General features: G+C 58.9%; 10 protein-coding genes. 7 read left to right on the top strand and 3 right to left on the bottom strand.

Annotation, left to right across the window (positions count from 1 at the left end):
- Positions 1 to 57: 57 nt before the first annotated feature.
- Positions 58 to 1,017 (bottom strand): AraC family transcriptional regulator, encoded by a 960-nt coding sequence (locus MWU49_RS10940; protein WP_246972023.1) that lies wholly within the window; start codon positions 1,015 to 1,017, stop codon positions 58 to 60.
- Between the two features lie 148 nt (positions 1,018 to 1,165).
- Here MWU49_RS10940 and MWU49_RS17795 point away from each other — a divergent pair, with 148 nt between their 5' ends.
- The 3 genes from MWU49_RS17795 to MWU49_RS10920 all read left to right on the top strand — a co-directional run bounded on the left by MWU49_RS17795 (position 1,166) and on the right by MWU49_RS10920 (position 7,359).
- Positions 1,166 to 4,735: an autotransporter domain-containing protein gene (locus MWU49_RS17795; protein WP_281502258.1), complete on the top strand. Its 3,570-nt coding sequence runs from the start codon at positions 1,166 to 1,168 to the stop codon at positions 4,733 to 4,735.
- Positions 4,736 to 4,744: 9 nt separating this feature from the next.
- Entirely contained in the window at positions 4,745 to 5,413 is a 669-nt protein-coding gene (locus tag MWU49_RS10925) for an OmpA family protein (protein WP_246972021.1), read from the top strand.
- Between the two features lie 527 nt (positions 5,414 to 5,940).
- The gene (locus MWU49_RS10920; RefSeq protein WP_246972019.1) at positions 5,941 to 7,359 is read left to right on the top strand and encodes a collagen-like protein; all 1,419 of its coding nucleotides are present in this window, start codon (positions 5,941 to 5,943) and stop codon (positions 7,357 to 7,359) included.
- A 346-nt stretch (positions 7,360 to 7,705) separates the two neighbouring features.
- On the opposite strand, the gene MWU49_RS10915 is transcribed toward MWU49_RS10920, so the two are convergent.
- A complete protein-coding gene (locus MWU49_RS10915) occupies positions 7,706 to 9,196 on the bottom strand; it encodes a YifB family Mg chelatase-like AAA ATPase (RefSeq protein WP_246972016.1) in 1,491 nt (496 codons plus the stop codon).
- A gap of 378 nt (positions 9,197 to 9,574) precedes the next feature.
- Entirely contained in the window at positions 9,575 to 9,820 is a 246-nt protein-coding gene (locus MWU49_RS10910) for an accessory factor UbiK family protein (protein ID WP_246972013.1), read from the bottom strand.
- Positions 9,821 to 10,168: 348 nt separating this feature from the next.
- Between MWU49_RS10910 and glnK the strand changes: the two genes are divergently transcribed.
- The 4 genes from glnK to MWU49_RS10890 all read left to right on the top strand — a co-directional run bounded on the left by glnK (position 10,169) and on the right by MWU49_RS10890 (position 13,777).
- Positions 10,169 to 10,507, top strand: a complete 339-nt coding sequence (gene glnK, locus MWU49_RS10905) for a P-II family nitrogen regulator (protein WP_062814825.1) — start codon at positions 10,169 to 10,171, stop codon at positions 10,505 to 10,507.
- A gap of 73 nt (positions 10,508 to 10,580) precedes the next feature.
- Positions 10,581 to 11,840 carry an ammonium transporter gene (locus MWU49_RS10900; RefSeq protein ID WP_246972010.1) on the top strand — a complete coding sequence of 420 codons (1,260 nt, stop codon included), beginning with the start codon at positions 10,581 to 10,583 and terminating at the stop codon, positions 11,838 to 11,840.
- 233 nt (positions 11,841 to 12,073) lie between these two features.
- Positions 12,074 to 13,273 carry a class I SAM-dependent rRNA methyltransferase gene (locus tag MWU49_RS10895; protein WP_246972007.1) on the top strand — a complete coding sequence of 400 codons (1,200 nt, stop codon included), beginning with the start codon at positions 12,074 to 12,076 and terminating at the stop codon, positions 13,271 to 13,273.
- A 174-nt stretch (positions 13,274 to 13,447) separates the two neighbouring features.
- Complete coding sequence (locus tag MWU49_RS10890) at positions 13,448 to 13,777, top strand: potassium channel family protein (protein ID WP_246972004.1); 330 nt, start codon at positions 13,448 to 13,450, stop codon at positions 13,775 to 13,777.
- Positions 13,778 to 13,828 lie beyond the last annotated feature (51 nt).

The following is a 13,828-nucleotide window of genomic DNA, read 5'->3' as shown; positions in this document are numbered from 1 at the left end:
CGGACTGCAATGCTTGAATCGCGCCGCGAGCGACGCTCCTACGGAAAGGGGAGGCGGTTAATCGTTGCTGGCGCGCCGCAGGGTTCTGGCTGGCGTTTCGCCGAAGCGGGCGCGGTAGGCGCGGGAGAAGTTGCTGACGTGGCTGTAGCCCACTTTTTCGCTCACGTCCTTCACTGACAATTCGCCGTTTTCCAGCCAGCGGTTGGCGGCGGTCATTCTTTCGTTGCGTACATACTCGGCGCAGCTGAGGTGAAACTTCTGCCGGAATAACTGATCCAGCCGGTTTTCCGTCATGCCGGCCTGGTTGGCCAGGCGGGTGAGGGAAAGGTCATCGTGAAGGTGGCTTTCGATGTGGCGGGTGATGTCGGTCAGCGCCTGCTTCTCCCAGACAATAATGCGGTCTTCATTGAAATTGTTATCACAGAACAGCTCGATGATTTCTGCCAGAAAAAGATTGGCGATGCCTTCCAGTTTCAGCATGCGGGCAGTGCCGCGAGCATTGTGATCAAACAGGTTGCCGCCCAGTTGCCGTAAACGGCTGCTGGGGGAAAACGACTGGCCAATCTGAATCTCACCAAAATTTTCGTCGCGAAAAAGCGATAACTTTTCCGGCAGTTCACCACCAAAGCGTTCCAGCAAGGGCGCGAGTGTGGACGCCACGCCCACATGGCGTATCAGTTGCCCCTTGAACAACCGGAAGCGGCTGCCTGATGGATCCACACGCATCAGCAAGGCGGAATCGTTGCTCAGGCTGAAGGTGTTGCCATTGGGGTGACTTAATTCCGAGTGGCCCTGCAGGTGCATGGCGGAGCCGATCCAGGGCTCACTGAAACTGTTCTGTACCTGTACATGGCAGTCATCCAGGGCTTCGTATTCCATGCGGTACAGCACCATGCCGCTGGCAAATTCCAGCCGCTCCATCCGTCCGCGAATACCGGGCAGGTCAATGGCCTGGCCTCCATTCATATGGGCTACCACCAGGCGGGATGGTGTCTCGTTGTTGTCGTGATTATCCATAATGAAAATGGCCTGATGTCACCAAAAAGAATGAGTGCCCCGGAAAAATGATAAAACCCCGGAAAATGACATAAGTGAGAAGTGGTTCTCGCTCAAGCCGCTCTCTACCCTACAGCGCAGAATCAAAAAAATCATGTCGGGGTAGGTCATGTCTCTGTTCAATCGACGTCACCATGGTGGCGAGTCTCACGCTGCTCGCGCAGAAATACTGTGCGCGTTCGGGGCGGCGCTGGCGTTCCTGTTGCTGCTGCCGGGGGCAGCAAGCGCGGCGGCCGATGGTACCGATGGCAGCGGGCATGACGGTGTGACCGGTGGGCAGGGGCAGGATGGTGGTGACGGCGGGCTGTTTGATGATGGCGGCAATGGGGGTGATGGCGTCAGTCTGGTGTATACGGGAAGTGTGCCTGTTGCCGTTTCAACCAATATCAATATTGATTCGAATGACACGGATCTCACGACGCTGGTCTCGATTGATAACGGTGATCAGTTTTCTATCACCGTGGACGGCACGACCCACATTGTCACTATTTACACCGGAGAGACCCTGGAAAATTTGGCGGCAAAGATTGATCAGGTCATTGCTCCGTATGGGATGAGTGCCTCCGCTGCCAGTGGGCTGCTCGAAATTCAGGGGGCCCAGAACTTCCTGGATCTACAGATCCAGAACATCCTGGGTTCCCCCTTTTCAGATGGTGGGGTTGCCTTTGATAACTTGCCCGGGACCCTGGGCAACGCCTCACGCCCCTTCAGTCACGGCGGCGATGGTGGCAATGGCGGGGCCGGTATGTTGCTGGGCGATGTCAGCCATATCCACGCAGCGGCCACTGCTGGGGGTGACGGTGGTGCCGGCGGCAGCTCGGATTATTACTACGGCAATGGTGGTCATGGCGGCGACGGTGGCGCGGGCGTGGAGCTCACGGACGGTGCCGCCAGTGTCACGCTCGCGGGCGGGGTGGCAGGGCCAATCACCTATACCGGCGGCAATGGTGGCCAGGGGGGCGATGGCGGCGCTGAGGGTATCGGTGGTGACGGCGGTAACGGCGGCTACGGAGTGCTGGCGCTCAATGGTGGCACCCTGACCGTGGACTCCGGGGCGGTGGTCGCAGGCGGCGACGGTGGCCTGGGCGGTAGTGGCGGCACGGAGGGTAGCGATGGTATCGGCGGCTACGGCATCCACGGTGCCAATCTGGATGTGACCCTGGCCGGGACCGTGAACCCCGGCGCCAACCAGCCCACCGCCATTCTCTTTGCCAGTGGCGACAACCGCCTCACCCTGGAAAGCGGCTACAGCCTGGGCGGCAATGTGCTGGCCAATGGCAGCAATGATGTACTGGCGCTGGGTGGCGATGTTGACGGTAGCTTTGATACGAATGCTGTGGGAAGCACCTTTCAGGGTTTTGAAGGTTTTGAAAAAACCGGTGCCAGCACCTGGACGTTGACGGGCTCAGGGGCGCAGGACTGGTGGGTGCGGGAAGGCACGCTGCAGGGAAACACCTATAACCTGAAGGGCAATATTCTTAACGACGCTCATGTGTTGATTGACGGTTACTCTAGTGAGGGTACTTATGAGGGGACAATCAGCGGTAGCGGCAGCGTTACCTGGGATTTAGAGACCTCTACGCAATTGAGCAACAAACAAACCTACACCGGGCTGACGCATGTTCTCGATGGTAATCTTTTTGGGGCGGCGGATACTTTTGCCGGGGATATCCTGATTGAAGCCGGGGCGCTAATTGTTGCCAATGGTGGGGCGGCGCCGCTTCAATATGATGGGGTGATTTCGGGAAATGGGGGTTATCTCATTAACTATGCGAATGTGGTCTGGACGGGAGACCACACCGGTTTTACAGGTCAGACCAGGCTCAATCACGGTGCGACACTGACTCTGGGAACGGGAGGAAACACTGGCACCATCGTTGGGGATGTGCGTTTTGCTGGCACCTCTCCCGGCACCCTGGAAATCAATCGCGGCAATGACTATCTCTACGACGGCGTTATTTCCGGCGCGGGCAACCTGATCAAGAACGGTGCCGGCAATTATATTCTCTCTGCCGATCATTCCATGACCGGCACTGCCACGGTGAATGCCGGTGGCATGTTCGTGAACGGCGCCATGAATGGCGTGGCCTTTACCGTGAACGATGGCGGCCTGTTGGGCGGCAGTGGTTCGCTGGGCAGCACCACAGTGCTGTCCGGCGGCACCCTGGCGCCGGGCAACTCCATCGGCACCCTCAACATTAATGGTGATCTGACCTTTAACAGCGGCAGTGTGCTGGCACTGGAAGTGGACCCGGCCAGCAACAGTGGCGATGTGATCAATGTCACTGGCCAGGCTAACCTGGCCGGTTCGGTGTTGCATGTGGGCAACGATGGCGACTACCAGCCGTTCAGTGCCTACACCTTTCTCAATGCCGGCGGCGGTATCAACGGCCAGTTTGATGGCGTGACCTCCAATTATGCGTTCCTGGATCCTTCGCTGACCTACACCACGGATTCAGTGTCGCTGGAACTGCTGCGTAATGATCAGTCCTTTGCCAGCGTGGTGCTCACCGACAACCAGCGCGCTGTGGCCAACAATGTGGACGGCATGGTCAGTGCCCATGCGCTGTATCAACAGGTGGTACAGATGAGCGAGACGGAGGCAGCAGAGGCATTCCGGGTATTCAGCGGTGACAGTTTGCTGGCGGGCCTCACCGCCGGGCAGCAGTTGCAGCAACGCTTCGCCATCGGCATGCGTCAGCGTGGCCGTAATGTGGGCAGCCATTCCGGCGGTGGCATGGACGCGCGCCTGTCCCGCCAATTGCAGGCGCTGGCGGCACCGTCGGATGTTTACGCCCAGGCAGCCAATTCAACTTCGCTGGCGGCACAGGCTGCGGGCGACGCTCAGCAGCGCCAGCGCAACAGCGTCTGGGTGCAGGCCCAGTCCTCCCGGTTTGAAGAAGACCGCCAGGATGATGTCGGCAATGCGGCCTTCACCTTCCGCGGTGATCAGCTGGCGCTGGGGATGGATCGTCAGGGCGAGCAATGGTTGCTGGGGATGGCGGCAGGTAGCGCCGATGGCACCCTGGATTACGATGACCGTCAGGCGGACGGCGAGGTCTCTTCCTGGTTTGCCGGCCTCTATGGACGCTGGAGCAGCATGGGTGCCTGGTTCCTGCGTGGCGACCTGAGCTACGGCAGCAGCGATGTGTCCCAGCAGCGCATCGTGCTGGGCGCACCGGCAGAATCCGACAGCAGCGTGGATGCCCTGCGTGTGGCACTGGAATCCGGCTGGGATCTGGCCTGGGGCGAAAACGGCCTGCACCCCTATGTACAGCTGGCCATGACCCGCATCGAACGGGACAGCTTCAGCGAAACCGGCGGCGGCATCGCCGGCCTGAGCGTGGACGACAGTGAACTGAACAGCGGTGAAGCCTGGCTGGGGGCGGATCTGTCCCGGGCCTTTGTGATCGGCAATGACTGGTTGATCGCGCAGGGCGGGCTGGCGGTGGTACAGCCGTTTGGCGATACCCAGACCGAGCAGACTGCCCGCTTTGCCGGCGCCGCCCAGGGCTTCACCGTGTACGGCGCGGATGAAGATGCCACCCAGCTGGCGGCCAATGTCGGTGCGGAATGGTTCATGACTGACGACTTTTCATTATGGCTGGGATACCGCGGGCGCTTTGGTGGGGATACCGAAAGCCACGGTGGCCTGCTCAGCGCCAACCTGACCTGGTAAGGACCGACGATGACAACCATGACGATGATCAAAAGCATGGCGGTTGCCTCTCTGCTTACCCTGGCAGGCTGCGCCACGCAGAGCACGACTAACGACAACGCAGACTGGCCGGGCTATCGCACCGATGGTGATGGCAACTTGCTGAAGACCGCCGATGGCCGTTGTTGGCGCACCCCCGATTGGAGCCCGGCCATGGCGGTGCCGGAGTGCGATGTGGCGATCACCGGGGTGCCGGAACCGGAGCCCGTGGAAGCGCCGCAGCTCGCGCAAGAAAGTGCTGGGGAAGCCGCCGGGGAACCGGTGGCGTTGCCCGCGCCGCTGACCATCGAGTTTGCCTTCGATTCTGCAACTATCAGTGAGGTGCGACAGGCCGACCTGAAAAGCTGGTATCAGCAGGTGGCAGAACTGGACTCAGCCACGGTGGAGGTGAATGGTTACAGCGATCCGCTGGGGGATACCAGTTATAACCGTGCCCTGGCACAGCAGCGCGCGGAAGCGGTGGCGCAATGGTGGCTGCAGCAGGGGCAGGACATTGCCGACTTGACGGTGGTGGGGCATGGACCTGACCGCACCGTGAGCGGTGGGCGTTGTGATTCCCTGCGGGGCAGCGAGCTCAAGCAATGCCACCAGCAGGATCGGCGGGTCGTGCTGCAGGTAAATGCGTCTTTTAAGGATTGATGATAGGGGCGAGGATTGAGTTTCGAGTCACGAGAAGCGAGTTTCGAAAGGCATAACCCCTAACCTCGTGCCTGGTTGTTGTCTTCTGATTTTCGCAACTCGGTACTCGTCACTCGCTTCTGCAATTCTTGGTGTCAGGCGCGCCGTTCAAGTAGTGCCATGCGCCGGATCGTCGGGCAGTCCTGCGCGTCCTCGCCCTTCCGGGCATTGAATGGCCAACCGGTGATGCCTGTTAGACGATTTTTCCTTATCGAATGATGGTGATTTTCCCCGATCTGACCTAGGCTCGGATCTGTCCGGTAACGAGTGTACCGGCGGCTGGCTGTTGCATGGCCAGATTTCGGGTTGGGAAGGAACGTCTGTATGCCACTGCGCTGCAACTTTCCTGGATCGGGGGCGGCTTTCCATGTGGGGTGGAACAGGCCGTATTTTCACGTCGCTGTAGACTCAAATTGTCACGGTGGTGTTTCTGTCCTTATGGATGCCCCTTGTCCGATTAAACATCAAAGACAATAAAGGACGGGGATATGTCTCACGTAACAAAAGCAGGGATGGCTTCGTTGGCAGCCATCTTCGGTCTCGCTGTTGCCGGTTGTGGCGGCAGTGACGGTGATGATGGTCTGAATGGCGTGACCACCCGGGTGGTGGATCTGGCACCCGGCGCGGAATGTGCCAACGGTGGTATCGAGGTAGGACTCGGGGTGGACCTTGACGGTAACGGTACGCTATCTGATGCCGAAGTGACCCAGACCAAGGTGGTGTGTAACGGTGAAGATGGAGTGGATGGCGCGGACGGCGCTGACGGTGCGGATGGCACAGACGGTGTGGATGGCCAGGATGGTACCGATGGGGTTGATGGTACTGATGGTCAGGACGGTGCCGATGGCGCGAACTCCCTGATCAACCTGACCGCGGAACCGGCAGGGCCGAATTGTGCTGCCGGCGGTTACCGTCTGGATACCGGTCTGGATAATGGCGATGGTGGTGAAACTCCGGCGGATGGGATCCTCGGAGCTGGTGAAATCGATGCCACCAATTATGTCTGCCATGGTGTGGATGGCTTTACAGTGCTGACCAGTCTGACTCCCGCACCAGCAGCCAATTGCCCGAATGGCGGGCAGCGTCTGGATATCGGTTTGGACAATGGGGATAACCTTGGTATTCCCCGTGACGGTACCCTTCAGACCGGTGAAATTGATTCCACTGCCTATCTTTGTAACGGGGCGGACGGCCAGGACGGTACCGATGGCCTGGATGGTGCGCCAGGTGCTGACGGTAGCGACGGCACAGATGGAACGGATGGTACTAATGGTACCAACGGAAGCGATGGTGCCGATGGCCAAACCACGTTGATCAAGCAGGCCATGGCGTCTGCGGCCAATTGCCCTGATGGCGGCGTGACTATCACCTCCGGCCTAGACAATGGTGATGGCGGTGGTGTTGCCAATAACAGCGTTCTTGAAACTGGTGAAGTGGATTACACACAGCATGTGTGTAATGGCAGTTCTGGCGGTGGCAGCCAATTGGTCGATGCCAATAGCGTGGTGCTTGGTAGCGTATTGAATGCCAATCTGGAAACTGTTTCCATCCGCACCCCGAATAACTATCTGGTCACCATCAATTGGGATGGTTCATTTAATCCGGAAGATACGACGTATTCTGCGACCGGTTGTACCGGCACCGCCCATATCTATATTGATGACAAGCAGAAAACGATTCACCCCTCCGCGGCATTCTGGTCCGCCAATGAAAGCGGTTTTTTGGTGCCGAATAACCCTGGCGCGGATGCCGCAGTTGAGTCTCAGGATCTGCCGTATGAGAGCTACATGCTGGGTGGGGTTTGCACAACCGATTCAGGTACGGTCTGGATGTGGCCTGCCAGTGTGCTGAGCGCGACCACGATTGGATTACCTGCAACCATTGCGGCGCCGCTTTCCCTTCAATAATTTGACGCTAGCATGACAAAAAAGCCCCGCCCTGGCGGGGCTTTTTTTATGAAAGAGATTAGTGTCTAGAGGAGAGTTTCGAAAGGGTAAAGCCGAAGCATGGAAAGCGGATTGGGTTTTGATCTTCGAGAAGGGTTTCTGGAATCCATACCTCGCCTGGGTCGGATCGCCTGCAAACATAGGTTCATAGTCGCTGTGGGAGCTTGCCTGCAAGCGATTTGCCTTCGATAAATTCCCCATCGCTTGCAGGCAAGTTATTCGCTCCGCTCACCCCTTCGGGGCCGCACTGCGTGCGTTACTCCGCTGCGCTACGTTCCCACAGCAGTTTCATCCGTGGCGTCAGCCGTCATCCCCCCTTCTCTATATTCTGCCGATAGCTGAGTGCTTCCCGTAAATGATCCCGCTCCACCTCTTCGCTCTGCGCCAGGTCGGCGATGGTTCTGGCCACGCGGATGCTGCGGTGCAGGGCGCGGGCGGAGAGGCCAAGGCGATTCATGACGCCGGCCAGCCAGTCGCGGTGGGGGCGCAGCAGGGGCTCCAGATCATCGGGGGAGAGATCCCGGTTGAGTCGTTGCTGGCGCTGCCATTGTTGCTGCCAGGCTTCCTTTACGCGCAGGCATACTATCTCACTGCTTTCCCCTTCCTTGTCGCCCAACAGTTCATGGGCATCCACCGCGGGCACATCCAGATGCAGGTCGATGCGATCCAGTAGCGGGCCGGAGAGCTTGGACTGGTAACGTTTGGCTTTTTCGCAGCGGTAGCCGCAGCTTTTTTCCGGATCACCGAGAAAACCGCAGGGGCAGGGGTTCATGGCGGCCACCAGCTGGAAGCGGGCGGGGAAGGTGAGCTGCTGGGCGGCGCGGGCGATGCTGACTTCGCCGGTTTCCAGCGGTTCGCGCAATACCTCCAGCACGCGGCGGTCAAACTCCGGCAGCTCGTCCAGAAACAACACACCATGATGCGCCAGCGAAATTTCGCCGGGCTTGGGGTAGCTGCCACCACCGACCAAGGCAGTGGCGGAACTGGTGTGGTGCGGTGCCCGGTAAGGCCGTTGGTAAAACACCTGGCTGTCGCGGGGCTGTTTCAGGGAATGAATGGCGGCCACTTCCAGTGCCTGGCGGGTTCGCAGGGAAGGAAGCAGACCGGGTAGACGCGATGCCAGCATGCTCTTGCCGGCACCGGGCGGGCCGCACAATAACAGAGAGTGGCCGCCGGCGGCGGCGATTTCCAGAATCCGTTTGGCGGTGGCCTGGCCGCGGATTTCAGACAGACAGCCGCCCTGGAATGGCAGGTTACGCGGCGGATCGCTGCGGTGCGCGGGTAACGGACCTTGCCCGGTCAGGTGGGCGGCCACTTCACACAGTTGGCTGGCGGCCAGGGTGTCGACGCCAGTGAGGCTGGCTTCATCGGCATTGTCTTTGGCGACTACCAGGCTGCGCTGGCTGTCCTGGCAGGCGAGGGCGCAGGGCAGGATGCCGGAAACCGGATTGAGCAACCCGTTCAGGGACAGTTCGCCGGAAAACTCCAGGTGATCGGTGCTCACCTTGCCGAGCTGGTTGCTGGCGATCAGGATGCCGAGGGCAATGGCCAGGTCGAAGCGGCCGCCATCCTTGGGCAGGTCTGCCGGGGCCAGGCTGACGGTGATGCGCCGCTGGGGGAACTCGAAGCCGCTGTTGACCAGCGCCGAGCGCACCCGGTCACGGCTTTCGCGCACCGCGGTGTCGCCCATGCCGACAATGGTAAAGGCGGGCAGTCCCGGCGCCAGATGGGTCTCCACCCGCACTTCCCGGGCTTCAATACCCAGCGGTGCGCGGCTGTAAAGCAATGCGTGTGTCACGGTTCCTCGCGTGCGCTTTTCATTGTGGGCAGTGTAAGCGGGAACGAGGAGGGGCGGTGTGCGAGGTTGGCGGGGGTGGGTGTAGGAAATTGGCTTTGTTAGCTACGAGCCAACCCCGGAGCTTCTACGAAGCCGCTGTAGGAGCGAGCCTGCTCGCGATCCGAGCCCTGGCGAGGTAAGGATTCCAGAAACGCCTTTTGTGCCAACCGTAGGAGTGCCTCTCGAGGTGCGAACGTGCGTAGTACGGAATCGACCTAAGGGTGGTCAGGCATTTCCGGGCTCGACATGCTTTTAAAGAACAACCTCCCTCCGGTCGCCTCGCTGCGCCCGGTTCGTCCCCTGGACGGGGACTCCTACAGGTAGGGGTAGACTGTTGTTTCAGCCCTCGCTCTTCTCCAGCTCGGCCACCTGCTTCTCCAGTGCTTCCAGCTTTTCGCGGGTGCGCAGCAGGACCTGTTGCTGGATGTCGAATTCTTCCCGGGTGATCAGATCCATGCGGCTGACGGTTTCGGCCAGCACGCTGCGGACGTTGCGTTCCACTTCATTGCGCAGGCCGCCCAGGCCGTTGGGCAGGCGACGGCTGATGTCAGCCATGAGGCGATCAATAAGGGGCTGGTCTGGCATGGGAACTCCGCTGTGATAAAAGGGTAGTCAGGAGGTGCGTAACTTCCTTGTAATCCGGGCGAGATGGTAGCACGGTGTGTGACTTTGGGGCACGGTGCAGAGCGGGTCGTTAACGGATTGCACCAAACTGGAACTCGCCCCAAAGTGGTGCGCTATAATGGCGCGCAAGCATCGCCCCATATGGTCGGTGCAGGATGTAACCCCTTGAAATTGCATGATTTTCAAAAACTGGCATGGGTCGTGCACTTATTGGGTCAGAGCGTTCGAGCAAGCTGTGGATCGGGAACCATAACGGGGCTCGAAGTGAAACGGACGTCACCGGACGCGGTGAAAGCTGAGGAGAATGAAATGAAACTGGTTACTGCCGTAATTAAGCCGTTCAAACTGGATGACGTGCGTGAAGCACTCTCCGAGATCGGCGTGCAAGGCATCACCGTTACCGAGGTGAAAGGCTTTGGACGTCAGAAAGGTCACACCGAGCTGTACCGGGGTGCCGAGTACGTTGTTGATTTCCTGCCCAAAGTGAAAATCGAGGTGGCCATTGCCGAGTCCTCCCTGGACCAGGTGATTGAAGCCATCGCGAAAGCCGCTAATACCGGCAAGATTGGTGACGGCAAGATCTTCGTTACCACCCTTGAGCAGGCCATTCGTATCCGCACCGGCGAGACCGGCGAGGACGCGATTTAAGTTTTACCGTGTTTTGAAATCGACCCATGCCAGGGCTTGAGAAAACACGCTTCCATTTTCGGAGGGTTGCATTGTGGAAAACCAAATCTTTGAACTGCAGTACGCCATCGACACCTTTTACTTTCTGGTGTGTGGCGCATTGGTAATGTGGATGGCAGCTGGCTTTGCCATGCTGGAAGCGGGCCTTGTCCGCGCCAAGAACACTACTGAAATTCTCACCAAGAACGTGGCGCTGTTCGCCATCAGCTGCATCATGTACCTGGTGTGCGGTTACGCCATCATGTACGGCGGCGGTATCTTCCTGAGCGGGATCGGTGATTTCGATCTGGCCGGTGTACTGAGCGCTTCTGCTGAAAACGGCTTCGACGGTGATTCCGTTTACTCTGGTGCTTCTGACTTCTTCTTCCAGGTTGTGTTCGTGGCTACTGCCATGTCCATCGTATCTGGTGCGGTTGCAGAGCGTATGAAGCTGTGGGCTTTCCTGATCTTCGCCGTGGTAATGACTGGCGTGATCTACCCGCTGGAAGGTTCCTGGACCTGGGGTGGTGCTGAAGTCTTCGGCATGTACAACCTGGGCGACCTGGGCTTCTCTGACTTCGCGGGTTCCGGCATCGTTCACATGGCTGGTGCTGCTGCTGCCCTGGCTGGTGTACTGCTGCTGGGCGCTCGTAAAGGCAAGTACGGTCCGAATGGCGAAGTTCACGCTATCCCGGGTTCCAACCTGCCGCTGGCCGCTCTGGGTACCTTCATCCTGTGGATGGGCTGGTTCGGCTTCAACGGTGGTTCCGTACTGAAACTGGGTGATGCTGCCAACGCACACTCTGTGGCCATGGTATTCCTGAACACCAACACCGCTGCTGCTGGTGGTGCGGTTGCCGCCCTGATCGTAGGCCGCATCCTGTTCGGCAAGGCTGACCTGACCATGCTGCTGAACGGCGCGCTGGCTGGCCTGGTGGCCATCACTGCCGAGCCGTCTACTCCGACTGCCCTGCAGGCTACCCTGTTCGGTGCTCTGGGTGGTGTACTGGTAGTGTTCAGCATCCTGACCCTGGACAAGCTGAAGATCGACGATCCGGTTGGTGCCATCTCCGTACACGGTGTTGTAGGTCTGCTGGGTCTGCTGCTGGTACCGGTAACCAACGGTGACTCCAGCTTCTCTGGCCAGCTGATCGGTGCTGCTACCATCTTCACCTGGGTGTTCGTTGCCAGCCTGGTAGTGTGGGGCATCCTGAAAGTGGTAATGGGTATCCGCGTAAGCGAAGAGGAAGAGTACGAGGGTATGGATATCGCAGACTGCGGTATGGAAGCCTACCCCGAGTTCGTCAAGAGCTAAGCAGGATACGCATCACGCAACACGCGTCATGCAACACGAAAAACCCGGCCATCTGGCCGGGTTTTTTTGTTGTCGCTCCGCGGCTGCTGTGGGAGCTTGCTTGCAAGCGAAGGGTGGCTCGAGAGTGGGATAACCTTCGTTTGCAAGCAAACTCCCACAAAAGGTACGTCTCCCCTCGGGATGAGAGTGCCTGTGTTATCATGCGCCCTTTCCGGCCTGCCAGTGTATTTACCATGACCGAACCGACTGTTATCCGTCTTCGCAAGAATGAAGAGCGCCGCCTTAAAGCTGGGCATCTGTGGGTCTATGCCAACGAGATCGATACCCGCCAGACCCCGCTCAAGGATCTGCCGGTGGGGGCTGCCTGTATTGTCGAGGACAGCCGCGGCAAGGCGCTGGGCCGGGCCCTGCTGAGTCCGCATTCCCTGATTGCCGCGCGGCTTTACAGCCGTGACGTGAAGCAGGAGCTGTCGCGCAGCTTTTTCAAGAAGCGTATCGAGCAGGCGCTGACCCTGCGGGAGACATTGTTTGATGAACCCTGTTACCGATTGATCTTCGGTGAAGCGGATGGGCTGCCCGGGCTGGTGGTGGATCGTTTTAATGATGTGCTGGTTGTGCAAACCGGTTCCGGTGCCATGGAAGCCCATCTGGATGTGATCGTCAGTGCGCTGGATGCGGTGCTGGATCCCGCTCATATCATTGCCAAGAACGAAGCCGCTGCCCGTGAGATTGAGGGCATGGAGCGTTATACCAAAGCCCTGAAAGGTGAGCTGCTGGATGAGGTTTCGCTGCTGGAGAACGGTGCCCGCTTCAGCGCGCCGCTGGCGGAAGGCCAGAAGACAGGCTGGTTTTATGACCATCGCAGCGCCCGGCAGAAGATGGCGCCGCTGGCCAAAGGGGCGCGGGTGCTGGATGTTTTCTCTTACTGTGGTGGCTGGGGTATTCAGGCGGCACTGGCAGGTGCGGATGCCGTGACCTGCGTGGATGCATCGGAAACGGCCATCGAGTATGTGCATCGCAACGCGGAGCTGAACGGTGTGGCGGACAAGGTGGGCTCCATGCAGGGGGATGCTTTCGCTGCCATGAAGCAGTTGATCGCAGATGGTGAAAAATACGACCTGGTGGTGCTGGATCCGCCGGCTTTTGTGAAGCGAAAGAAAGACTTCAAGAATGGTCTGGCTGGCTACCACGCCATCAACGAACTGGCCATGCGTCTGGTGAAGCCGGGGGGGTACCTGATCTCGGCATCCTGCTCCATGCATATGCCGGCGGACAAGCTGCTGGATGTGATCCACTCCAGCGCCCGGCATATCGATCGCAATATCCAGGTGATTGGTTATGAGGGGCAGGGCCCGGACCATCCGGTGCATCCGGCGATTCCCGAAACTTCGTATCTGAAGAGCTGGTTCTGTCGGGTTAACTTTAGTCAATAGCTGCGAGCTACGAGCTACGCTTGATTGGATAGAGAGCCCCGGAAAAGTTCCCGGGGTTCTGCATTTCTACGGAACTGCTGTAGGAACGTTGCGTAGCTAATAACAGTCGTTCGACCGCGATCCGAGCCCAGGCGAGGTAAGGATTCCAAACGCTGTTGGATGAGGGAGAAATAAATGGAATTCACATTGCTGTTTCTGGCCTTGTTCCTGAAAGCCATGAAACTCGGTTTCCCCTTGCTGCTGTTCTTCTTTCTGTTGATTACCCTGCTCGGCCAATGGGTGGGGCGGCTGGAAAACTGGTCCCGGTTTGATGCCTTCTATTGGTCGTTTATCACCGCGCTCACCGTGGGCTATGGCGACTTCCGGCCGTCCTCTCGCAAGAGCAAGCTGCTGGCGCTGGCCACCGCCACGGTGGGCATCATGTTCAGCGGGGTATTCGTGGCGGTGACAGTGGCGGCTGCCACCGAAGCGTTCCATCGCTATATGCCTGCAGTGGCCGGCTAAAATAGTGATGGCATAACCCCAATATCTCTACCGGTTCTTCCTTTTTTAGCT

Origin of the sequence: Alcanivorax sp. S6407 (genome assembly GCF_023016115.1) — a bacterium.
In the GTDB taxonomy this organism is placed as follows: domain Bacteria; phylum Pseudomonadota; class Gammaproteobacteria; order Pseudomonadales; family Alcanivoracaceae; genus Alcanivorax.
This window is presented reverse-complemented; position numbering and strand designations above follow the sequence as displayed.

Bases quoted from the DNA above. Each gene is read 5' to 3' on its own strand.
- MWU49_RS10940 (WP_246972023.1), bottom strand. From the start codon at position 1,017: ATGGATAATCACGACAACAACGAGACACCATCCCGCCTGGTGGTAGCC.
- MWU49_RS17795 (WP_281502258.1), top strand. From the start codon at position 1,166: ATGTCTCTGTTCAATCGACGTCACCATGGTGGCGAGTCTCACGCTGCT.
- MWU49_RS10925 (WP_246972021.1), top strand. From the start codon at position 4,745: ATGACAACCATGACGATGATCAAAAGCATGGCGGTTGCCTCTCTGCTT.
- MWU49_RS10920 (WP_246972019.1), top strand. From the start codon at position 5,941: ATGTCTCACGTAACAAAAGCAGGGATGGCTTCGTTGGCAGCCATCTTC.
- MWU49_RS10910 (WP_246972013.1), bottom strand. From the start codon at position 9,820: ATGCCAGACCAGCCCCTTATTGATCGCCTCATGGCTGACATCAGCCGT.
- glnK (WP_062814825.1), top strand. From the start codon at position 10,169: ATGAAACTGGTTACTGCCGTAATTAAGCCGTTCAAACTGGATGACGTG.
- MWU49_RS10895 (WP_246972007.1), top strand. From the start codon at position 12,074: ATGACCGAACCGACTGTTATCCGTCTTCGCAAGAATGAAGAGCGCCGC.
- MWU49_RS10890 (WP_246972004.1), top strand. From the start codon at position 13,448: ATGGAATTCACATTGCTGTTTCTGGCCTTGTTCCTGAAAGCCATGAAA.